The organism is Streptomyces sp. NPDC001515 (assembly GCF_053597115.1).
On record NZ_JBSFHN010000057.1, the window covers coordinates 1 to 21,757 of the forward strand.

The 21,757-nt window shown below is 72.1% G+C and carries 16 protein-coding genes; 12 read left to right on the top strand and 4 right to left on the bottom strand.

The window, feature by feature from the left end; genetic code table 11:
- Positions 1 to 88: 88 nt before the first annotated feature.
- Together ACWCXC_RS35910 and ACWCXC_RS35915 are read right to left on the bottom strand one after the other, a co-directional pair.
- A complete protein-coding gene (locus ACWCXC_RS35910; RefSeq protein WP_450683604.1) occupies positions 89 to 457 on the bottom strand; it encodes a WhiB family transcriptional regulator in 369 nt (122 codons plus the stop codon).
- Positions 458 to 607: 150 nt separating this feature from the next.
- Positions 608 to 1,318 carry a DUF1707 SHOCT-like domain-containing protein gene (locus ACWCXC_RS35915; RefSeq protein WP_450683605.1) on the bottom strand — a complete coding sequence of 237 codons (711 nt, stop codon included), beginning with the start codon at positions 1,316 to 1,318 and terminating at the stop codon, positions 608 to 610.
- Positions 1,319 to 1,546: 228 nt separating this feature from the next.
- Between ACWCXC_RS35915 and ACWCXC_RS35920 the strand changes: the two genes are divergently transcribed.
- The 3 genes from ACWCXC_RS35920 to ACWCXC_RS35930 all read left to right on the top strand — a co-directional run bounded on the left by ACWCXC_RS35920 (position 1,547) and on the right by ACWCXC_RS35930 (position 6,422).
- The gene (locus ACWCXC_RS35920; RefSeq protein ID WP_450683606.1) at positions 1,547 to 3,214 is read left to right on the top strand and encodes a fumarate hydratase; all 1,668 of its coding nucleotides are present in this window, start codon (positions 1,547 to 1,549) and stop codon (positions 3,212 to 3,214) included.
- A 145-nt stretch (positions 3,215 to 3,359) separates the two neighbouring features.
- On the top strand, positions 3,360 to 4,508 hold the full coding sequence (locus ACWCXC_RS35925) for an MFS transporter (protein ID WP_450891687.1): 1,149 nt from the start codon (positions 3,360 to 3,362) through the stop codon (positions 4,506 to 4,508).
- 612 nt (positions 4,509 to 5,120) lie between these two features.
- Positions 5,121 to 6,422 (top strand): M18 family aminopeptidase, encoded by a 1,302-nt coding sequence (locus ACWCXC_RS35930; RefSeq protein WP_450683607.1) that lies wholly within the window; start codon positions 5,121 to 5,123, stop codon positions 6,420 to 6,422.
- 55 nt (positions 6,423 to 6,477) lie between these two features.
- Here ACWCXC_RS35930 and ACWCXC_RS35935 read toward each other — a convergent pair whose 3' ends face one another.
- Positions 6,478 to 8,004, bottom strand: coding sequence for a ricin-type beta-trefoil lectin domain protein (locus ACWCXC_RS35935; RefSeq protein ID WP_450683608.1), 1,527 nt, complete (start codon positions 8,002 to 8,004; stop codon positions 6,478 to 6,480).
- Between the two features lie 114 nt (positions 8,005 to 8,118).
- Between ACWCXC_RS35935 and ACWCXC_RS35940 the strand changes: the two genes are divergently transcribed.
- The 4 genes from ACWCXC_RS35940 to ACWCXC_RS35955 all read left to right on the top strand — a co-directional run bounded on the left by ACWCXC_RS35940 (position 8,119) and on the right by ACWCXC_RS35955 (position 14,178).
- Complete coding sequence (locus tag ACWCXC_RS35940) at positions 8,119 to 9,522, top strand: class II fumarate hydratase (protein WP_450683609.1); 1,404 nt, start codon at positions 8,119 to 8,121, stop codon at positions 9,520 to 9,522.
- A gap of 45 nt (positions 9,523 to 9,567) precedes the next feature.
- Positions 9,568 to 10,287 carry a cytidylyl-2-hydroxypropylphosphonate hydrolase gene (gene fomD / locus ACWCXC_RS35945; protein ID WP_450683610.1) on the top strand — a complete coding sequence of 240 codons (720 nt, stop codon included), beginning with the start codon at positions 9,568 to 9,570 and terminating at the stop codon, positions 10,285 to 10,287.
- Positions 10,288 to 10,686: 399 nt separating this feature from the next.
- A complete protein-coding gene (locus ACWCXC_RS35950; RefSeq protein WP_450683611.1) occupies positions 10,687 to 12,588 on the top strand; it encodes a SpoIIE family protein phosphatase in 1,902 nt (633 codons plus the stop codon).
- Between the two features lie 123 nt (positions 12,589 to 12,711).
- Positions 12,712 to 14,178, top strand: coding sequence for a catalase (locus ACWCXC_RS35955; RefSeq protein WP_450683612.1), 1,467 nt, complete (start codon positions 12,712 to 12,714; stop codon positions 14,176 to 14,178).
- A gap of 91 nt (positions 14,179 to 14,269) precedes the next feature.
- On the opposite strand, the gene ACWCXC_RS35960 is transcribed toward ACWCXC_RS35955, so the two are convergent.
- Positions 14,270 to 16,567 carry a transglycosylase domain-containing protein gene (locus tag ACWCXC_RS35960; RefSeq protein WP_450891688.1) on the bottom strand — a complete coding sequence of 766 codons (2,298 nt, stop codon included), beginning with the start codon at positions 16,565 to 16,567 and terminating at the stop codon, positions 14,270 to 14,272.
- A 221-nt stretch (positions 16,568 to 16,788) separates the two neighbouring features.
- On the opposite strand from ACWCXC_RS35960, the gene ACWCXC_RS35965 reads away from it, so the two are divergent.
- The 5 genes from ACWCXC_RS35965 (at position 16,789) to ACWCXC_RS35985 (ending at position 21,754) form a co-directional block, all read left to right on the top strand.
- Complete coding sequence (locus ACWCXC_RS35965; protein WP_450683614.1) at positions 16,789 to 17,760, top strand: SPFH domain-containing protein; 972 nt, start codon at positions 16,789 to 16,791, stop codon at positions 17,758 to 17,760.
- Positions 17,757 to 18,065 (top strand): hypothetical protein, encoded by a 309-nt coding sequence (locus ACWCXC_RS35970; RefSeq protein ID WP_450683615.1) that lies wholly within the window; start codon positions 17,757 to 17,759, stop codon positions 18,063 to 18,065. The genes ACWCXC_RS35965 and ACWCXC_RS35970 overlap by 4 nt, the downstream gene beginning before the upstream one ends.
- Positions 18,066 to 18,162: 97 nt before the next feature.
- Positions 18,163 to 18,687 (top strand): PadR family transcriptional regulator, encoded by a 525-nt coding sequence (locus tag ACWCXC_RS35975; protein ID WP_450683616.1) that lies wholly within the window; start codon positions 18,163 to 18,165, stop codon positions 18,685 to 18,687.
- On the top strand, positions 18,684 to 19,370 hold the full coding sequence (locus ACWCXC_RS35980) for an ABC transporter ATP-binding protein (protein WP_450683617.1): 687 nt from the start codon (positions 18,684 to 18,686) through the stop codon (positions 19,368 to 19,370). The genes ACWCXC_RS35975 and ACWCXC_RS35980 overlap by 4 nt, the downstream gene beginning before the upstream one ends.
- Positions 19,367 to 21,754 carry an FtsX-like permease family protein gene (locus ACWCXC_RS35985; protein WP_450683618.1) on the top strand — a complete coding sequence of 796 codons (2,388 nt, stop codon included), beginning with the start codon at positions 19,367 to 19,369 and terminating at the stop codon, positions 21,752 to 21,754. Before ACWCXC_RS35980 ends, ACWCXC_RS35985 begins: the two co-directional genes overlap by 4 nt.
- Positions 21,755 to 21,757: the final 3 nt, after the last annotated feature.

The window sequence follows — 21,757 nt, forward strand, 5'->3', positions numbered from 1 at the left end:
GTTTCCGGGCCCCGGGCCGTTTCCGGGCCCCGGGCCGTTTCCGGGCCCCGGGCCGTTTCCGGGCCCCGGGGCGGTACGCGAAGGTGCCTCAGCCCGCCGCCGCGACGCGGCCGGCCGGCCCGGACGCCTTGAGCTCCACCTCGCGCCGCCGGCGGCGGGCCAGCGCGACCCGCCGTTCGGCCGCGGTGAGACCGCCCCAGACCCCGTACGGCTCCGGCTGCACCAGTGCGTGCTCCCGGCATTCGGTCATCACCGGGCAGCGTGCGCAGACCCGCTTGGCGGACTCCTCCCGCGACAGCCGGGCGGCGGTCGGCTCCTTGGACGGGGCGAAGAACAGCCCGGCCTCGTCCCGGCGGCACACCGCCTCCGAGTGCCAGGGACCGGCCTGATCCTCCCGGACGGGGGTCCGCTGCGGAGGCACGGCGGCGACCTGCGACTGATGCGGCAGTGACAGCACGGTCTACTCCTGACGACGGCTTCGCGAGCGAGAGACGATGCAGCACTCCCTACCCGCTGTGCGCACGCCTATGCACTGCGTGGCACTCCGTTCGCACGCCGCAGAAATGCGTGAGCCCCGATTCGGTGCCGAATCCGCGCCGAATCGGCGTCAGTGGCCGAGGTGTTTGCCGATGTTCTTGTCGAGATGCCTGTCGAGGTGCTTGTCCAGGTGTTTGCGCACCCGGTCCTGGAGATCCGCGATGAACTTGCCGCGCTTGGGCTTTGCCTCGACGCTGCCGAACACCGAATATCCGTTGACGACGACCACGGGGGCCTCGGGCTCGGCCGATTCCAGGGTGACGACTTCGAAATTCCCGAAGATGCCCGTACCGCTGCCGCGCAGCGAGATGTTCTCCGGAACCCTGATGTCCACGCTGCCGAAGACGGAGGTCGCGTTGATCACGGTGAGCCGCTGGCCGAACAGGGCCTCGGTCAGGTCGATTTCGACGCTGCCGAACAGCGCGAACGCGTTCGTCCGCGCGCCGACGCGCCAGCGCCCCTTGCGGGTGGAGCTGCTGAAGATCGCCACCAGGTTGTCGGCCGGGCCCGCCGGCCCGTCCGGGACGCCGGCGGCAGGGGCGGCGGCCCGGGGGACGCCGCCCGGCGTCGGAAGGTCCCGCACGAGCGGTTCGAGCTCCCCGAGGGTCTTCGCGCGGTAGACGGAGTCGACCCGCTCGGCGTGCTCGTCGGCGGTCAGCCGGCCCTCGGCCATCGCCTCCCGCAGGATGTCCGCGATCCGGTCGCGGTCCGCGTCGGAGGCACGGATGCCTTCGGGTTCCGCCGGTGCGGCCGGCTGCTGGGGGTGCTTTTCGAGGTCCACCGACCCAGCGTACCCAAACGCGATAGATCGCGACTAGGGGCGGGTGGCGCCCTCGCGTGTCCGGAGACGGGACGGAACGGGACCTGACGGGACGGCGGGACGACGGGACGGGGCGACGGGAACGGTGAGCCCTACCTCACAAGCCCGGCACGCGCGCGGGGTCCTACCCTGGTGGATGCGCTGTCCAAGGGTGGCCAGCCGCTGTCTGCCGAGTGAGGAATGGCCGTAATGCCAGAGTTTGCGTACTCCGATCTGCTCCCCGTGGGCGAGGACACCACCCCGTACCGCCTGGTCACCGCCGAGGGTGTGTCCACCTTCGAGGCCGACGGCCGTACGTTCCTCAAGGTCGAGCCGGAGGCGCTGCGCACCCTGGCCGCCGAGGCCATGCACGACATCTCGCACTACCTGCGCCCTGCCCACCTGGCGCAGCTGCGGCGGATCGTGGACGACCCGGAGGCCTCGTCGAACGACAAGTTCGTCGCGCTCGACCTGCTGAAGAACGCGAACATCGCCGCCGCGGGCGTGCTGCCGATGTGCCAGGACACCGGCACCGCGATCGTGATGGGCAAGCGCGGGCAGAACGTGCTGACCGAGGGCGGTGACGAGGAGGCCCTGTCGCACGGCATCTTCGACGCGTACACCAAGCTCAATCTGCGCTACTCGCAGATGGCCCCGCTGACCATGTGGGACGAGAAGAACACCGGTTCCAACCTGCCGGCCCAGATCGAGCTGTACGCGACCGACGGCGGCGCGTACAAGTTCCTCTTCATGGCCAAGGGCGGCGGCTCGGCCAACAAGTCGTTCCTCTTCCAGGAGACCAAGGCGGTCCTCAACGAGGCGTCCATGATGACGTTCCTGGAGGAGAAGATCCGTTCGCTGGGCACCGCGGCCTGCCCGCCGTACCACCTGGCGATCGTCGTCGGCGGCACGTCCGCCGAGTTCGCGCTGAAGACCGCGAAGTACGCCTCCGCGCACTATCTGGACGAGCTGCCCACCGAGGGCTCCCCCACCGGTCACGGCTTCCGTGACAAGGAGCTGGAGGAGAAGGTCTTCGAGCTGACGCAGAAGATCGGGATCGGGGCGCAGTTCGGCGGGAAGTACTTCTGCCACGACGTCCGCGTGGTCCGCCTGCCCCGGCACGGCGCCTCGCTGCCCGTCGCGATCGCCGTGTCCTGCTCGGCGGACCGCCAGGCCACCGCGAAGATCACCGCCGAGGGCGTCTTCCTGGAGCAGCTGGAGAAGGACCCGGCGCGCTTCCTGCCGGACACCACCGACGAGCACCTCGACGCGTCGGGCGACGTGGTGAGGATCGACCTCAACCGGCCGATGGACGAGATCCTCGCCGAGCTGACCAAGTACCCGGTCAAGACCCGGCTGTCGCTGACCGGTCCGCTGGTCGTGGCGCGCGACATCGCGCACGCCAAGATCAAGGAACGCCTCGACGCGGGCGAGGAGATGCCGCAGTATCTGAAGGACCACCCGGTGTACTACGCGGGTCCGGCGAAGACGCCCGAGGGGTACGCCTCCGGCTCCTTCGGCCCGACGACGGCCGGCCGGATGGACAGCTATGTCGCGCAGTTCCAGGCGGCGGGCGGCTCCAAGGTGATGCTGGCGAAGGGCAATCGCTCGAAGCAGGTCACCGACGCGTGCGGCGAGCACGGCGGTTTCTACCTCGGCTCGATCGGCGGCCCGGCGGCCCGGCTCGCGCAGGACTGCATCAAGAAGGTCGAGGTCGTCGAGTACGAGGAGCTCGGCATGGAGGCGGTCTGGAGGATCGAGGTGGAGGACTTCCCGGCGTTCGTCGTCGTCGACGACAAGGGCAACGACTTCTTCACCGAGCCCGCCCCGGCACCCACGTTCACCAGCATTCCGGTGCGCGGCCCGGGCCTGGGCTGAGTACGGCGCCGCCGGGATGACGTCCGGGACCGGGTCCGCCGCCCCCGGCCGCCCCGTGGGAACACCGTTCACCGCGCGCGGTGAACGGCGTTTCCGCGTGCTGGTGGCGGGCTACGCCGTCTCTTCGTACGGCACGTTCCTGAATATGGTGGCGCTCAATCTGTTCGTCTACGAGACGACGGGGCGCGCGTTCGCGATGGGGCTGTTCATGGCGGTCCGGCTCGGTTCGGGATTCGCCGCCGGGCTGACGGCGGGCGCGCTGCTGGCGCGTTTCACGGCGAAAAGCCTCATGCTCTGGACGAATATCGCGCAGGCGGCGGTGATGCTGCTGCTGATCTGCGCGCCGGACGGCCTGCGGACGGCCGCGCTGGTCTCCGTCTCCGTGGTGGTCGGGGCGTGCGGGACGCTGTTCATGGTGGCGCTGCGCAGTTCCGTTCCGGAGATGGTCGGCGAGGAGCGGCGGTCCTGGGCGAACTCGCTGTCGATCACCGGGCGTTCGATGGCGATGGTGGCCGGTTTCGCCTCGGCGGGCGTGGTCGTCTCGCTCGTCGGGTACACCGCCGCGTTCGTGGTGGACATGGCGACGTTCGCGGTCTGCGCGGTGACGGTGGCGCTGCTGCCGATCGCGGGCGGCGGGCGGGGAGAGCCGGAACGGCCCGCGGCACAGGCCCCGTCGGCCCGGCGGCGGACGCCCGTCGCGTTCGCCGCGCTGTCCGCCGTGCCCGGGATGGCGCTGATGGTGGCGCTGCGCGGGGTGGACGCGCTCGGCTCCTCGTCGCACAACGCGGCGCTGCCGGTCTACTCCAGCACGCTCGACGCCGCGCGCCCCGCCGTGTTCGTCAGCGCCTTCTGGTGTCTGTGGGCGCTGGGCAACATCGCGGCCCAGCAGGCCATCCAGCGCTACGGGAGGCGGACCGGCCGCTCGCCGGGGGCGCCGGCCTTCGGTTACGGCACCTGTCTGATGTCGGGCTCCTTCATCCTGGCGTTCGCGGGGTTCCCGCCGGTGGCCACGGTGGTGATCGCCCTGGTCGCCGGGGCCGCCGACGGGCTCACCGAGGTCGCGTACACCTCGCATCTCCAGACCCTGCCGGCCGGGCCCCGGGCGCATGCCTTCGGGCTCTCGGCGACGGTGGAGAACCTGGGCTTCGGGGCCGGGATGATCCTCGTGGCGGCGGCCCTGGACCGCTTCAGCCCGCTGGCGGTCGTGGGGTGGTCGCACGGGGTGGCCCTGCTGGTGGCGGTGGTGTTCCTGATCCGGGTGTCGAGGGCGCGCGAGGCCGAGCCGGCGCCGTGAACCGGTGCGGCGGACCCGGCCCTCCGACGAACCGGTGCGGCGGGCCCCGGCACCCCGATGAACCGGTGCGGCGGACCTGGCCCTCCGGTGAACCGGTGCGGCGGACCCCGGTACCCCGACGAACCGGTGCGGCGGACCCCGGTACCCCGACGAACCGGTGCGGCGGACCTGGCCCTCCGGTGAACCGGTGCGGCGCCCACGCGCCCCCGTGGCTCCCGCCCCACCGACGAATTCCAGCCAATCTCGTGTCGTACACCCCCGTGGCGCACGCCCCGTCGCGGTGGGCGGAGCGCCCCGTGGCCGGGTGCCCGGCGGGCAGCGGGCGGGCGGTGAGCGGGGCCGCGCGCGGGCGCGCCGGGGCCGTGCCGCCCCACCGGTCCCCTCCGTCTCCCCCGCCCCGGCGGACAGGGCCCCGGTCCCCGCCCGGAGGCCACCGCCTCTTTTCCGCAGCGCCCCGGCCCCACCGCTTGCGGGACGGACGGCCGGTGCGGTGAGTTGTCCGAGGTTGCCGGGGCCGCCCCCGTTCCCATGACCCTGCCCGAACCGTCCCCTCTCGCTCCGCGGCCGATCCCCCGCGCCCGCACCCTCCCACTCCGGAAAGGCGGACACCGCATGACGCCGGTTCCCCCTCGCAGCCACGCCGACGACCTGCTCTCCTTCATCAGCGCCAGCCCGTCCCCGTACCACGCGGTGGCGAGCGCCGCCCAGCGGCTGGAGAAGGCCGGCTTCCGCGAGCTGCGCGGCACGGACGACTGGACGGGCGTCACCGGGGGCTGCTTCACCGTCCGCGGCGGCGCCCTGATCGCCTGGTACGCCCCGGCCGGGACGCCCGCCCACACCCCGTTCCGGATCATCGGCACCCACACCGACTCGCCGAACCTGCGCGTCAAGCCCAGCCCCGACACCGCGTCGGCCGGCTGGCGGCAGATCGCCGTGGAGATCTACGGCGGGGTCCCGCTCAACACCTGGCTCGACCGCGATCTCGGCGTCTCGGGCCGGCTCGCGCTGCGCGGCCCCGGCGGCGTCACCGAGTCCCGGCTGGTCCAGATCGACGAACCGCTGCTGCGCGTACCGCAGCTGGCGATCCATCTGGACCGCACGGTCAACGAGGGCCTGGCCCTGGACCGGCAGCGGCACATCTCCCCGGTCTGGTCGCTGGGCCGGGCCGAGGAGGGGGCGCTGCTGCGCCGGGTCGCGGAGGCGGCGGAGGCGGAGCCCGACGAGGTGCTGGGCTGGGACCTGATGCTCCATGACGTGCAGCCGCCCGGATATCTGGGCGCGGAGCGGGAGTTCCTGGTCTCCTCGCGGCTCGACAACCTGGTCTCGGTGCACGCCGGGGTGAGCGCGCTGACGGCGGCGGCCGCCTCGGGGGCGGAGCCCGCGTACGTGCCGGTGCTGGCGGCGTTCGACCACGAGGAGGTGGGCAGCGGTTCGGACACCGGGGCGCAGAGCCCGCTGCTGGAGCGGGTGCTGAGCCGTTCCGTGACGGCCAAGGGCGGCAGCGGCGAGGACTGGGAGCGGGCCCTGTCGGGGGCGTTCTGCGTCTCGGCCGACATGGCGCACGCCGTGCACCCGAACTACGCGGAGCGCCACGACCCCGACCACCGCCCGCTGCCCAACGGCGGTCCGGCGGTGAAGGTCAACGTCAACCAGCGGTACGCCACCGACTCCTCCGGGATCGCGGTGTTCGCCTCGGCGTGCGAGCGGGCGGGCACGCCCTGGCAGCCGTTCGTCTCCAACAACGCGATGCCGTGCGGCACCTCGATCGGCCCGCTCACGGCGGCCCGGCTGGGGGTGCCGACCGTGGACGTGGGCGTTCCGGGGCTCTCGATGCACTCGGCGCGCGAGCTGTGCGGGGCGGAGGACCCGGCCCGTCTGGCGGCGGTCCTCGGCGCCTTCGTGACCGGCGGCTGAGCGGTGCGGGGAGGGGCGGCGCCCCCTCCCCGCACCGTCGTGCGAGGGCGTGCGGCTACGCGAAGCGCTGCTGGGCGCCTCCGTCGCAGGGCTGGAGCCGCAGCGGGTCGTGGGCGCCCGCCAGGGTCGCGCACAGCCCGGTCGCGGCGGCCGGGCGCAGGGTGCCGGACTGCCGGACGAACTGCTGGTTGGCCGCGCCCGAGCAGTTGTAGAGGATCAGCGCGGCGCCCGCCTTGTAGTCGGCGCCCGGGACGTCCAGGCAGCGGTCGTGGCTCAGCTCGGTGCGCAGGGTCCGGGTGCCGGAGTCGTACCACCAGCCCTGGTTGCGTCCGCCGTGGCACTCCCAGCCGGTGACCCCGGTGTTGTTGCGGGTGACCGAGGCGGGGGCGTCCAGGCAGCTGCCGGTCGCCTCGCCGCGCACCGGCGTGAAGACGTCGTCCCAGGCCAGCGGCTGGAGCACCGGCTTTCCGGTGGACGCGGGGTCGGCGCAGCTCGCCTCGCGCACCCCCGCGTTGTAGATCTGGGTGAGGCAGGAGGCGAAGGCGCCGTGGCCGGCGGCGTTGGGGTGGAAGGACTGCCGGACGGAGTTGGAGTCCGGCGGGAAGTGCGAGAGGTCGATGTACAGACCGCGGGCCCAGGTGGACTCGCTGCAGACCTCGTGGCCGTGGAAGAGCCGGGAGTTGTCGAGGTAGACCGCTCCGGTGTCGGCGGCGGCCCGGCGCATGCCCCGTTCGAAGGCGGGGACGGCGACGTTGCGGCCCCAGGCGGCGTCGGAGTCGTATCCGGCGCAGCCGCCGGGAAGCTTGCCGGGGAAGTTCGGGTTGTCGTAGAAGTCCGGGCCGATGGGGCTCGGGTAGCCCATGACGACGAGCTTGTAGTCGTTGTCCGCGTAGCCGGCGCCGGTCATGACGGCGCGCAGATCGCGGACGGTCTTCTCGACCTTGGGGACGAGCCCGTCGACGCGGGCCTGCCAGCCGGCGGCGTACTTGGGCTCGCAGGTGCCCTGCGAGAGGACCCAGCGCGTGACGCAGTCCGTCATGACCGGGCCGAACTGGAGGTCGTCGTTGGCGCCCGCGACCAGCACGATCATCTTGATGCGGGTGTTGCGCGCCTTGATGGCGAGGTTGTCGCTCTGCACCAGTTCGTCGGCGTACTGCTTCGAGCCGCCGACGACGATGTTGCCGGTGTACGCGCCGGAGCAGGAGACGTTGTACGTGACGTCGGCCGGGATGCCGGTGCGGTGGATGGCGGCGTCGGGCGAGCGGTGGCACCAGTTGTCGGGGCCGTTGGTGCCCGCCTCGTACGTGCCGACGCCCTCGCCGGAGATCTCGCTGTCGCCGAGCGAGATGAGTCCGGTCTTGCGCTGGGCGAGGGGCCGCTCGGCCGGGTCGCCGTACAGCCGGGTGGCCTCGGCGGCGCGGATGGCCTCCAGTTCGGGCGGCAGTGCGGTGGATGCGGTAGTGCTGGACGCGGGCTGGGCCGCTCCCGCCGGTCCGGCGGCGACGGTCATGCCGCCGAGTGCGGCCGCCATGGCCGCGGCGGCCGCGACGGTACGGCGGAATCTGTGCCTGGTGCGCCTCATTGCGCCTCCCCGGGTTGTGGTTACCCCCGGTATTTACTGGTCGGTAGGCGACATGGGAATACATGGAACAAGACAAGTGCTCATCTTTTTGGGTGACTTCGAGGAGAGAGAACGATGACGGATCACGGAACGGGCGAGGGCTACCGCGTCGAACACGACTCGATGGGCGAGGTCAGGGTGCCCGCCGACGCGAAGTGGCGGGCCCAGACGCAGCGCGCCGTGGAGAACTTCCCGCTCTCCGGGCAGCGCCTGGAACGGGCCCACATCGAGGCCCTGGCCCGCGTCAAGGCCGCCGCGGCGAAGGTCAACGCCGAGCTGGGGGTCCTCGACCCGGACATCGCGCGGGCGATCCAGGAGGCGGCCGGCGAGGTCGCCGAGGGCCGCTGGGACGCGCAGTTCCCGGTCGACGTCTTCCAGACCGGCTCGGGTACCTCCTCGAACATGAACACCAACGAGGTGCTGGCCACTCTCGCCGCCGAACGCCTCGGCCGCGAGGTCCACCCCAACGACCACGTCAACGCCTCGCAGTCCTCCAACGACGTCTTCCCCTCCTCCATCCACATCGCCGCCACCGCCGCCGTGACCGGCGATCTGATCCCGGCCCTGGAGCACCTGGCGGCCGCCCTGGAGCGCAAGGCCGCCGAGTTCGCCGACGTCGTGAAGTCCGGGCGCACCCATCTGATGGACGCCACGCCCGTCACGCTCGGCCAGGAGTTCGGCGGGTACGCCGCCCAGATCCGCTACGGCGTGGAACGGCTGCGCGCCTCGCTGCCCCGCCTCGCCGAGCTGCCGCTGGGCGGCACCGCCGTGGGCACCGGCATCAACACCCCGCCCGGCTTCTCCGCCGCCGTGATCGCCGAGGTCGCGCGGGTGACGGGGCTGCCGCTCACCGAGGCCCGCGACCACTTCGAGGCGCAGGGCGCCCGGGACGGCCTGGTCGAGACCTCCGGCCAGCTCCGCACGATCGCGGGCTCGCTGACCAAGATCTGCAACGATCTGCGCTGGATGGCCTCGGGCCCGCGCACCGGCCTCGCCGAGATCGGCCTCCCCGACCTCCAGCCGGGCTCCTCGATCATGCCGGGCAAGGTGAATCCGGTCGTCCCCGAGGCGGTGCTGATGGTCGCCGCGCAGGTGACGGGGAACGACGCCACGGTGGCCGCAGCCGGGGCCGCCGGCAACTTCGAGCTGAACGTGATGCTCCCGGTCATGGCGAAGAACCTGCTGGAGTCCGTCCGGCTGCTGGCCAACGCCTCCCGGCTGCTCGCGGACCGCACGGTCGACGGGATCACCGCCCACACCGAGCGGGCCCGGGAGTACGCCGAGTCCTCCCCCTCCGTCGTCACCCCGCTGAACAGGTACATCGGCTACGAGGAGGCCGCCAAGGTCGCCAAGCGGTCGCTGGCCGAGCGCCGCACCATCCGCGAGGTGGTGCTCGACGCGGGCTACGTCGAACGCGGCGACCTCACCGTGGAACAGCTCGACGAGGCGCTGGACGTGTTGCGCATGACCCGCCCGTGACGTGCGTCGCTGCGACGGGGGCGGCGGTCTCATTAGGATTTCTCCATGACAGGTACCGGAGAGAGTCAGCACTGGGCCCCGGGTGATCAGATCCTGTGGCGCTACCGCGGCAACGGCCCGCGGCGGCGCGGCCCGGACCTGGACCCGGCGCCCTGTCCCGTGCACATCTGCCGCCCGGTCACCGTCGTCCAGGACACCGACGACCTGCTCGCCGTCTGGGTGGCGCCCGGCACCGAGTGCGTGAAGCCGGTGCTGGCCGACGGCACCGACGTGCACGCCGAACCGCTCGCCACCCGGTACACCGCCCCGCGCACCACCGCCCGCACCCCCTGGCTGGGCAACGGGGTGCTCAAGCTGGCCCGGCCGGGCGAGCCCTGGTCCGTCTGGCTCTTCTGGGAGCGCTCCTGGCAGTTCCGCAGCTGGTACGTGAACCTGGAGGAGCCGCGCACCCGCTGGCGGGGCGGGATCGACTCCGAGGACCACTTCCTCGACATCTCGGTCTACCCGGACCGCAGCTGGCTCTGGCGCGACGAGGACGAGTTCGCCCAGGCCCAGCGGGCCGGGCTGATGTCCCCGGACCAGGCCCGGCGGGTGCGGGCGGCGGGCCGGGCGGCGGTCGGGGTGATCAACGCCTGGGGGACGCCGTTCCGCGACGGCTGGGAGGACTGGCGGCCCGATCCGCGCTGGCGGGTGCCCGAGCTGCCGGCCGACTGGGACCGGCTCCCGGATGACGGGGACCGCACCCCTTCCGCCATGCCGACATGAGACCCTTGATGCACCCCGCGGGGGCAAACGTAGGATCGTCGGCCGGAGCCGGGCTCCGCCCCAACCCACGGGCGCGGACCACGGCCTGACCGCGAGTCACCGAGTTGTCGCAGACATCGCCCGCTTCATGAACCGCATCAGCCGTATGAGTCGCACGAGTTGCCCGACACCGCAGAAGCCACGACGAGGGGGTGGAGACGTGCTCGCTGTCCGCCGACCCGGCACCGGAAACGTTGTCATCGGCCCTCCCGGCCGGCGAACGGTTTCGGCCCCCTGCCCCGGGGTACGGGAACGCGGCCGTTGTGACGGCCCCTCCCGCCGGGGCACAGTAGCGCCTCACGGGGTCAGGGCCACGGCCACTGCCTCATACAACCGGCCCGGACGGACGGAACCCCACGCGTGACGGAGCAGCCCACCTCCCACGAAGGCCGACAGCCCCTCGCTGCCCGGTCGCAGGAACGCACCCGGCCCCGGCAGCGTGATGCCGGGGCCGCGCCCGCCCCTGCCACCGCGGCGATCCCGGCCCCGGCCAAGGGCCCGAATCCGGCTCCGGCCGGACCGGTCCCCGATCCGCAGGCCGTGGCCCGCCGCGAGGGCGACCGGCTGCGCTTCGTGGGGGCCGCGACCCGGCGGATCGCCCGCGGCATCGACCTGGACGAGATCGTGCTGGGACTGTGCCGGGCCAGTGTGCCGACGTTCTCCGACGCCATACTCGTCTATCTGCGCGATCCGCTCCCGGTCGGCGACGAGCGCCCCGTCAGCCCGTTCGTGCTGCGGCTGCGCCGCTCCGACCGGCTTCGGCTGAGCGACGAGGACACCGAGAGCCTGTCGGAGACCGAGCGGCTGCGGCCCGTCGTCGACCCGCAGACCGATCCCACCCCCGCCGCCGAGCTGTGCGAGGTGCTGGCCGGCGGTGCGCTGGCCGAGGTGCTGCGCGGGGTGCGGCCGGTCTTCGGGGACTCCGCGGCGGCCCGGGTGGCGCTGCCCGAACTGCTGGGCGCAGACCGGGTCGTGCCCTCCGGGCACCGGGCCATCCTGGCGCCGCTGCGCGGGCGGCGCCGGGTGATCGGCGCGGCCGTCTTCCTGCGCGGCACCGAGCGCCCGTCCTTCGAGGCCAACGACCTGCTGGTCGCCGCCCAGCTGGCCACGCACACCGCGCTCGGCATCGACAAGGCCGTGCTGTACGGCCGCGAGGCCTACATCGCCGACGAGCTCCAGCGCACCATGCTCCCCGACTCCCTCCCCCAGCCCACCGGTGTCCGCCTCGCCTCGCGCTACCTCCCGGCCGCCGAGACGGCCCGGGTCGGCGGCGACTGGTACGACGCGATCCCGCTGCCCGGCAGCCGGGTCGCCCTCGTCGTCGGCGATGTGATGGGCCACTCCATGACCTCCGCCGCGATCATGGGCCAGCTGCGCACCACCGCGCAGACCCTGGCCGGACTCGATCTGCCGCCGCAGGAGGTCCTGCACCACCTGGACGAACAGGCCCAGCGGCTCGGCAGCGACCGCATGGCGACCTGCCTGTACGCGGTGTACGACCCCGTCGCGCACCGGATCACCATCGCCAACGCCGGCCACCCGCCGCCCGTCCTGCTCCACCTCGGGGGCCGGGCCGAGGTGCTGAAGGTGCCGCCCGGGGCCCCGATCGGGGTCGGCGGGGTGGACTTCGAGGCCGTGGAGCTGGACGCGCCCGCGGGCGCCACCCTGCTGCTGTACACCGACGGACTGGTGGAGTCCCGGCTGCGGGACGTGTGGACCGGCATCGAGCAGCTGCGCGAGCGGCTGGCCGCCACGGCCCGGCTGACCGGCCCGGACCACTCGCCGCCGCTGGAGGCCCTCTGCGACGACGTCCTGGACATGCTCGGACCGGGCGACCGGGACGACGACATCGCGCTGCTCGCGGCCCGCTTCGACGGGATCGCGCCCAGCGACGTGGCGTACTGGCATCTGGACCCGGAGGACTCCGCCCCGGGCCGGGCCCGCCGGCTGGCCCGCAGAGCGCTGAGCCGCTGGGGGCTGGACGATCTCGCGGACTCGGTGGAGCTGCTGGTCAGCGAGGTGGTGACCAATGCCGTGCGGTACGCGGAACGGCCGGTGACGCTGCGGCTGCTGCGGACCGACATGCTGCGCTGCGAGGTCGGCGACGACGCCCCGCAGCTGCCCCGGCAGCGGCGCGCCCGGGACATGGACGAGGGCGGGCGGGGCCTGTTCCTGGTCAACCGGCTGGCCCGGCGGTGGGGCGCGACCCGGCTGTCGACCGGCAAGGTCGTCTGGTTCGAGATGCCCACCCGGGGGCAGTGACCACCTCACCCGCTCGCTGTCACCCCGGGTGACCGAAATGTTGCCGACCCTCCCGTCCCGGAGTTGACTTCAGTCGTGTGTGCCACGCGGCCTGACCGAAACCCCACCGACGGGAGGCGCCCGGTGACCGAGGAACCCAGGACCCAGACCACCGCCTACACCACGAACAACGCAGGCATTCCGGTGGAGAGCGACGAGCACTCGCTCACCGTCGGCCCCGACGGGCCGATCCTGCTCCAGGACCACTACCTGATCGAGAAGATGGCCCAGTTCAACCGGGAGCGGGTCCCCGAGCGGGTCGTGCACGCCAAGGGATCCGGGGCGTACGGCGTCTTCCAGGTGACCAACGACGTCAGCCAGTTCACCAAGGCCGACCTCTTCCAGCCGGGCAGGCGGACCGCGATGCTCGCCCGCTTCTCCACGGTCGCCGGGGAGCAGGGCTCCCCCGACACCTGGCGCGACCCGCGCGGCTTCGCGCTGAAGTTCTACACCGAGCACGGCAACTACGACATGGTCGGCAACAACACGCCGGTCTTCTTCGTCCGCGACCCGATGAAGTTCCAGGACTTCATCCGCTCGCAGAAGCGCCGCCCCGACAACGGGGTGCGCGACCACGACATGCAGTGGGACTTCTGGACGCTGTCCCCGGAGAGCGCCCACCAGGTGACCTGGCTGATGGGCGACCGGGGCATCCCGAAGACGTACCGCCACATGGACGGCTTCAGCTCGCACACCTATCTCTGGGTGAACGCGGGCGGCGAGCGGTTCTGGGTGAAGTACCACTTCAAGACGGACCAGGGCATCGCGTTCTACACCCAGGACGAGGCCGACGCGATGGCCGGGACCGACGGGGACGTGCACCGCCGGGACCTGTTCGAGGCCATCAAGCGGGGCGACCACCCGAGCTGGACGCTCTCCGTCCAGGTGATGCCGTTCGACGACGCCCCGGACTACCGGTTCAACCCCTTCGATCTGACGAAGGTGTGGCCGCACGGCGACTACCCGCTGATCGAGGTCGGCCGGATGACGCTGAACGAGAACCCCGAGGACTTCTTCGTCCACATCGAGCAGGCGTCCTTCGAGCCGTCGAACCTGGTGCCCGGCATCGGGCCGTCCCCCGACAAGATGCTGCTGGGCCGGCTCTTCTCCTACCCGGACACCCACCGCTACCGGATCGGCCCGAACTACGCGCAGCTCCCGCCGAACCGCCCGCGTTCCGGGGTGAACTCGTACGCCAAGGACGGCCCGATGCGGTACGAGCCGTCCCGCACGGGCGCGGTCTACGCGCCGAACTCGTACGGCGGCCCGGCGGCCGACACCGCGCGCTTCGGCGAGCCGGCGGGCTGGGCCTCGGCGGGCGAGATGGTGCACCAGGCGTACACGCCGCGCCGGGACGACGACGACTGGGGCCAGGCGGGCACGCTGGTGCGCGAGGTCCTCGACGACGCGGCGCGCGAGCGGCTGGTGTCCAACATTTCCGGCCATCTGCTGGACGGGGTGAGCCGGCCGGTCCTGGAGCGGGCCTTCCAGTACTGGCGCAATGTGGACCGGGACCTCGGCGACCGGGTCGCGAAGAGGGTCGGCGGCTGACCGGCAGGCCCGGAGCGGACAGCCGGACGGGCGGGGTACGAGGAGTGGCCTCGTACCCCGCCCGTCGGCGTTCCCGGTGCGGTCCGCGCGGTCAGCGGACCACCGCGTCGCCGTTCTCCGGGCGGTCGTCGCCCGGTTTCAGCGGGGGTTCGGGGGAGTCCGAGGGCCCCGGTTCGGTCGACGGCTGGGTGGGCGGCTCGCTCGTCGCCTCACCGGTGGGGCTGGCCGGCGGGGTGGGGGCGGGCGACTGGCTCCGGGTGGGCGGGGTGGAGGCCGGCGGGGTGTGCGACGGGCTGCCGGACGGGGAGGCGTCGTCCGAGGGCGAGGCGGAGGCGGACGGCGAGCTGGTGTCCGGTTCCGGGGAGACCGCGGCGCCCATGTCGGTGTCGAGGTCGAACTCGCTGGGCTCGCCCATCGCCTTGGCGGTGTAGTCCGCCCAGATCTTCGCCGGGAAGCCGCCGCCGTTGACGCGACCGCCGCCGCCCGCGCCCTTCAGGGTCACCTGGGCGCCCTTCTGGATCTTCTTGCCGTCGTCGTCGGTCCGCGCGTAGGCGGCCTCGCCGAAGAGGCCGACCGAGGTGACCAGGTCCGGGGTGTAGCCGGTGAACCAGGCGGACTTGTTGTCGTCCGAGGTTCCGGTCTTGCCGGCGATGTCCTGGTCGGACAGGCCCTCGGCGCCGCGCACCGAGCGCTGGGCCGTACCGTCGTCGACCACACCGGTGAGCACGGAGGTCACGGAGTCCGCGGCCTCCCGGCTGATCACCTGGTCGCCCACGGCGGCGGGCATCTTCACCGGGTCGTCGCCGTGGTGCACGGCCGACTTCACGATCTGCGGGGTGACCTTCTTGCCGTGGTTGTCGAGCGTGGCGTAGACCCCGGCCATGGCCATCGGGCTGGCGCCCATGGAGCCGAGCGTCTGCGCGGGCACCGCTTCCAGCTTCTCCACGTCCATGCCGAGCTTGCCGGCGGTCTCCAGCACCTTGTCCATGCCGACGTCGACGCCCATCTGCGCGAAGACGGAGTTGATGGACTTGTTCATCGCGGTCTGGACGGTGACCGGGCCGTAGTCCTGGTCGTCCTCGTTCTCCGGGGCGAAGTACTGGTCGCTGCCCTCGACGGGCCGCTTGCTGGTGCCGTCGTAGCGGGTGCTCGCGGTGATCGGCTCCCCGTCCTGGGTCTCCGACTCCTGGTCGAGCGCGGCGGCCAGGATGACGGGCTTGAACGTGGAGGCGGGCTGGTAATCCTTGCGCTCGGCGTTCGACACCCAGTGCTCGTTCTGGCCGCGCCCGCCGTACAGGGCGACCACCGCGCCGGTCTTGCGGTCCACGGAGACGGCGCCGGCCTGGATGTCCTGGTCGAGCTTGCGCTTCTTGGTGTCGAGGTTGTCGTTCAGCTGGGTCCGGACGGACTTCTCCAGCTGCGCCTGCTTCTTCTTGTCGATGTTGACGGTGACGGTCCAGCCGCCGAGGTCGAACTGGTCGCGGGTGAGACCGGTCTCCTTGAGCACGGCGTCACGGGCGGCCTCGACGATGTAGCCCTTCTGGCCGGAGATGCCGTTGCTGGGCTTCGGGTTCTTCGGAACGGGGAACGTGAGGCCCTTGCGGGCGCTCGCGTCCAGCCACTCCTCCTCCACCATGTTGTCCAGGACGTAGTTCCAGCGCTCCTTGACGAGCGCCTTGCCGCGCGGACCGGCGACGGCCCAGTCGTACTGGCTGGGGGCCTGGAGCAGGGCGGCGAGGTACGCGCCCTCGGCGACGTTCAGGTCCTTGGCGTCCTTGTTGTAGTACGCCTGCGCCGCGGCCTGGATGCCGTAGGCGCCCCGGCCGTAGTAGCTGGTGTTGATGTACCCGGCCAGGATCTCCTTCTTGCCCTTCTTCTGGTCGACCTTGAGGGAGATGACCAGTTCCTTGAGCTTGCGGGTGACCGTCTGTTCCTGGTCCAGGTAGTAGTTCTTGACGTACTGCTGGGTGATGGTCGAACCACCCTGCTTGCCCTTGCCGGAGAGGGTGTTCAGCAGGCCGCGCGCGGTGCCTTTGAAGTCGACGCCCTTGTCCTGGTAGAAGGACTTGTTCTCGGCGGCGACGAAGGTCATCTGGACCTCCTTGGGCACCTGCGCGAGGTCGACGATCTCCCGGTTCACCTCGCCCGTCCTGGCCAGCAGGGTGCCGTCGGAGTACTTGTAGATGTTGCTCTGGAGCTTGGCCTGGGCGTTGCCCTCGGGCACGTCCACGAGCATGTAGAGCACGGCGAAGGCGCCCATGCCCATGAGGCAGAGGGCGAAGACCGTCCCCAGCATCTTCTTCCAGGTGAAGAGTCCGCGTATGCCGCCGCTCTTCACGGCCCGCCGCGCACCGCGCCGCTGGGCTCGTCGCGCATCCGCTCGACCCATCGCTGTGTTGCTCCCGCTTCTCTGCTCTCCGGATCAGCTCGGACCTGCCAGCTAACACCGTCGGGACGGTGAAAATACGAGCGATCCCGCATTTTCCGGACGTGACAATCAGCACCCGCCCTCAGGGGAACCGACTCACGAGAGGTGCGCAGGGTTGCGAGAACCGTTAATGTGTAATCACATTGCTAGCGGACAGCTAGCCACCCGAAACGGGGGATTCCATGACCGACCCGACCAACCCCGCCACACCCGACGGCCCCGGCACCGACCTCGCGCCGGACGCGCCCGAGATGCCGGAACCGCAGGTCCGCGAGGTTCCGGCGCACAGCATCCCCGGTGGCCTCGGGCTGCTGCTGACGGTGATCGGCGTGATCGTCGGCGTCCTCCTCGCGATCGTCGGCGGGGTCGTCGGATCGAACGGGAACAACGCCGTGGGCATCCCGGTGTGCGTGCTCGGCATCCTGCTCGCGCTCGCCTCGTTCTTCTGCATGGGCGGTGTGAAGATGGTCGCACCGGGCGAGGCCCGGGTCATCCAGCTCTTCGGCCGGTACGTGGGCACGATCCGCGCGGACGGCCTGCGCTGGGTCAACCCGCTGACCTCCAGCCGGAAGATCTCCACCCGGGTCCGCAACCACGAGACCGCGGTCCTCAAGGTGAACGACGCGTACGGCAACCCGATCGAGCTGGCCGCGATCGTCGTCTGGAAGGTCGAGGACACCGCCCAGGCGCTCTTCGAGGTCGACGACTTCCTGGAGTTCGTCGCCACCCAGACCGAGTCCGCCGTCCGCCACATCGCCCTGGAGTACCCGTACGACGCCCACGAGGAGGGCGGCCTCTCGCTCCGGGGCAACGCCGAGGAGATCACCGAGAAGCTGGCCGCCGAGCTCACCGCCCGGGTCCAGGCCGCCGGGGTCCGGATCATCGAGTCCCGCTTCAGCCACCTCGCGTACGCCCCCGAGATCGCCTCCGCGATGCTCCAGCGCCAGCAGGCGGGAGCGGTCGTGGCGGCCCGTCAGCAGATCGTCGAGGGCGCGGTCGGCATGGTCGAGATGGCGCTCACCCGGATCGCCGAGCAGGACATCGTCGAGCTGGACTCCGAGCGCAAGGCGGCCATGGTGAGCAACCTCATGGTGGTGCTGTGCGGTGACCGGGCGGCGCAGCCGGTCCTCAACACGGGCACGCTCTACCAGTGACCGACCAGCCCCCGCGGCGCCCCGCGCCGCCGTCCGGGCCGCAGCGGCGCAAGCAGATGCTGCTGCGGCTGGACCCGGCGGTGCACGACGCGCTGGCCCGCTGGGCCTCGGACGAACTGCGCAGCGCCAACGCGCAGATCGAGTTCCTGCTGCGGCGGGCGCTCGCCGAAGCCGGCCGGCTGCCCGGCGGCGCGGCGCCGATCGCGCGCCGGGGCCGCCCTCCGAAGCGTCCGGAGCCGGAGCCCACGGACCGGGAGGCGCGGGCCCCCGCGCCCCCGGACCGGGAGGCCCCCGGCCGGGACTGACCGGGCGCGGGGTGTGCCGGGCGGCCCGGCCCGGGGCGGTCCGGCCCCCGCCCACCGGTATACATGGCAGGTATACACACCGTGTACAGTCCTCCCCATGTCTATCGGCCACACCCTGCTCGGGCTGCTTGAGTCCGGGCCCCGCCACGGTTACGACCTCAAGCGGACCTTCGACGAGAAGTTCGGGCACGACCGCCCGCTGCACTACGGGCAGGTCTACTCGACGATGTCCCGGCTCCTGAAGAACGGCCTCGTCGAGGTCGACGGCGTGGAGACCGACGGCGGCCCGGAACGCAAGCGCTACGCCATCACCGACGCCGGGATCACCGATGTCGCCACCTGGCTCGCGCAGCCCGAGAAGCCGGAGCCGTACCTCCAGTCGACCCTGTACACCAAGGTCGTCCTGGCCATGCTCACCGGCCGCAGCGCCGCCGACGTGCTGGACGCCCAGCGCTCCGAGCACCTGCGCCTGATGCGCGTCCTCACCGACCGCAAGCGCAAGGGCGATCTGGCCGATCAGCTGATCTGCGACCACGCGCTGTTCCATCTGGAGGCCGATCTGCGCTGGCTGGAACTGACCGCGGCCCGGCTCGGCCAGCTCCAGAAGGTGGTGGCCCCGTGATACCCGACGGCTCCCTGCTCAGCGCCCGCGATCTGCGCAAGACCTACGGCTCGACCCCCGCCCTCGACGGGGCCTCGTTCTCCGTCCACCCCGGTGAGGTCGTCGCCGTGATGGGCCCCTCCGGCTCCGGCAAGTCCACCCTGCTGCACTGCCTGGCCGGGATCATCACCCCGGACTCCGGCACCATCACCTACGCCGGCCGCGAGCTGTCCGCGCTCTCCGACGCCGAGCGCAGCGCGCTGCGCCGCAGCGACTTCGGCTTCGTGTTCCAGTTCGGCCAGCTCGTCCCCGAGCTGACCTGCGTGGAGAACGTCGCCCTGCCGCTGCGGCTGAACGGCACCCGCCGCAAGGCCGCCGAGCGCACCGCCCTGGAGTGGATGGAGCGCCTGGAGGTCGACACCGTCGGCGACAAGCGCCCCGGCGAGGTCTCCGGAGGCCAGGGCCAGCGGGTCGCGGTGGCCCGCGCGCTGGCCGCCTCCCCGAAGGTGATCTTCGCGGACGAGCCGACCGGCGCCCTGGACTCCCTCAACGGCGAGCGCGTGATGCAGCTGCTCACCGACGCCGCCCGCTCCGCCAACGTGGCCGTGGTCCTGGTGACCCACGAGGCCCGCGTCGCCGCCTACTCGGACCGTGACATCACCGTCCGCGACGGCCGCGCCCTCGATCTGGAGCACGCCGGATGACCCTGCTCGACCGGCCCCGGACGGCTCCGCCGGCCCCGGACCGCCCCACCCGCGTGCCCGTACCGCTGCGCGATCTCTGGCTCGGCATCCGCTTCGCCGCCGGCGGCGGACGCGAGGGCTGGATACGGACCCTGCTCACCGGGCTCGGTGTGGGCCTGGGCGTGGCCCTGCTGCTCACCGCCGCCTCCGTACCGCACATGCTGGACGAGCGCTCCGCCCGCGACCAGGCCCGCTCCGAGACGAAGATCTCGGAGTCCCCGGACGCCGGGGCGAAGAAGTCGGACACCTCGGTCCTGCGGATCGAGGCCAGCACGGAGTACCACGACCGCTCGATCACCGGCTTCCTGATGCGCGCCGACGGCGGCCACCCGGTCGTCCCGCCGGGCGTCCGGGCCTTCCCCGCCCCCGGCACGATGGTGGTCTCCCCCGCCCTCGGCACGCTCCTGAAGGACCCCGGCAACGAGCTGCTGAGGGAGCGGCTGCCGTACGAGGTGACCGGCACGATCTCCCAGGCGGGCCTGCGCTCACCGGGCGAACTGTGGTTCTACGCCGGCAGCGACACCCTGACCGGGGCGTCGGGCGGCCACCGGATCTCCGGATACGGCAACGCCGGCCCGACCGATCCGATGCCGCCGATCCTCATCGTGCTGAGCATCATGGTCTGCGTGGTGCTGCTGGCCCCCGTGGCCATCTTCATCGCCACCGCCGTGCGCTTCGGCGGCGACCGCCGCGACCGCCGGCTCGCCGCGCTGCGCCTGGTGGGGACGGACATCCGCTCGACGCGCCGGATCGCCGCGGGCGAGGCGCTGTTCGGCTCGGCGCTCGGCCTGCTGATCGGGGTGGCGCTGTTCGCGGTGGGCCGTGAGTACGTCGACCGCGTCGAGGTCTGGGACGCCAGCGTCTTCCCCTCCGACCTCTCCCCCGACGCCCGGCTCGCGCTGCTGATCGCGGTCGCGGTCCCGCTCACCGCGGTGCTCGTCACCCTGACGGCGATGCGCTCGGTGGTCATCGAACCGCTCGGCGTCGTGCGCAACGGCCGCGACCGCAGGCGCAGGCTCTGGTGGCGCCTGCTGCTGCCGGTCGCCGGAATCGCGGTCTTCGTCGTCAACGGCAAGGTCGAGGAGTACGGCCCGGTCAATCCGTACCCGGTCGCCGGGGGAGCGGTGCTGGTCCTGGTCGGGCTGGCTCTGCTGCTGCCGTGGCTGGTCGACGCCCTGACCGGACGGCTGCGCGGCGGCCCGGTGCCCTGGCAGCTGGCCACCCGCCGGCTCCAGCTGAGCGGCGGCGCGGCCTCCCGCGCGGTCAGCGGCGTCACCGTCGCGGTGGCCGGCGCGGTGGCCCTCCAGATGCTGTTCGCCGCGATGAACGACGACTTCAACAGGATCACCGGGCAGGACCCGTCCCGCGCCCAGTTCTATGCCGCCTCCGAGATCGTCCGCGGCGACGCCGCACTGCGCTCCATCAAGGAGTTCCGGGCCACCAAGGGCGTCACCAAGGTGATCGGCACGGTCGAGGCGTACGCCACGAAGCCGGGGAAGTACGCCGACGACGACATCCAGCCGACCACCTCGTTCACCGTCGGCGACTGCGCGACCCTGATCGAGCTGGCCCGGATCACCTCCTGCCGGGACGGCGACACCTTCGTCTCCCACCCCAAGGACAAGGAGCAGGCCGGCTGGGTCGACCAGACCGCCCGCAAGGGTGGCGTGATCGAGTTCGACAGCTACGGTTCGGGCAAGCCGCTGCACTGGACGCTGCCGGCCGACACCCGCACCGTCCCCGCCCGGACCGATCCGCACGGCGAGGAGCGCTCGGGCATCCTGGTGACGCCCGGGGCGATCGACGCGCGGACCCTGCCGGGGGCCCAGACGATCGCGCAGATCCGGGTGGACGAGAGCGTCCCGGAGGCCGCCGAGTACGTCCGCAACACGGCCGCGCGGCTCGACCCGGGGATGCGGCTGGTCACGCTCAACTCGGTGGAGCGCGACCGGCAGTACGCCAGCATCCAGAACGGCCTCCAGGTCGGAGCGACCGCGACGCTGCTGCTGATCGCCGCGTCCATGCTGGTCTCCCAGCTGGAGCAGTTGCGCGAGCGCAAGCGGCTGCTGTCGGTGCTGGTCGCCTTCGGCACCCGCCGCTCCACGCTCGGCTGGTCGGTGCTGTGGCAGACCGCGATCCCGGTGGCCGTGGGGCTGGTGGTGGCCGTGGCGGGCGGTCTGGGGCTGGGCGCGACGCTGTGCTGGATGGTGGACAAGCAGGTGACCGAGTGGTTCCTGTTCCTGCCGATGGCGGGGGTGGGCGGGGCGCTGATCCTGCTGGTCACGCTGTTGTCGCTGCCGGTGCTGTGGCGTCTGATGCGGCCCGACGGGCTCCGCAGCGAGTAGTCC

Excerpts from the sequence above, each read along its gene's own strand:
- ACWCXC_RS35935 (WP_450683608.1), bottom strand. The coding sequence starts at position 8,004 with ATGAGGCGCACCAGGCACAGATTCCGCCGTACCGTCGCGGCCGCCGCG.
- ACWCXC_RS35930 (WP_450683607.1), top strand. The coding sequence starts at position 5,121 with ATGACGCCGGTTCCCCCTCGCAGCCACGCCGACGACCTGCTCTCCTTC.
- ACWCXC_RS35985 (WP_450683618.1), top strand. The coding sequence starts at position 19,367 with ATGACCCTGCTCGACCGGCCCCGGACGGCTCCGCCGGCCCCGGACCGC.
- fomD (WP_450683610.1), top strand. The coding sequence starts at position 9,568 with ATGACAGGTACCGGAGAGAGTCAGCACTGGGCCCCGGGTGATCAGATC.
- ACWCXC_RS35940 (WP_450683609.1), top strand. The coding sequence starts at position 8,119 with ATGACGGATCACGGAACGGGCGAGGGCTACCGCGTCGAACACGACTCG.
- ACWCXC_RS35975 (WP_450683616.1), top strand. The coding sequence starts at position 18,163 with ATGTCTATCGGCCACACCCTGCTCGGGCTGCTTGAGTCCGGGCCCCGC.
- ACWCXC_RS35960 (WP_450891688.1), bottom strand. The coding sequence starts at position 16,567 with ATGGGTCGAGCGGATGCGCGACGAGCCCAGCGGCGCGGTGCGCGGCGG.
- ACWCXC_RS35925 (WP_450891687.1), top strand. The coding sequence starts at position 3,360 with ATGGTGGCGCTCAATCTGTTCGTCTACGAGACGACGGGGCGCGCGTTC.
- ACWCXC_RS35965 (WP_450683614.1), top strand. The coding sequence starts at position 16,789 with ATGACCGACCCGACCAACCCCGCCACACCCGACGGCCCCGGCACCGAC.
- ACWCXC_RS35920 (WP_450683606.1), top strand. The coding sequence starts at position 1,547 with ATGCCAGAGTTTGCGTACTCCGATCTGCTCCCCGTGGGCGAGGACACC.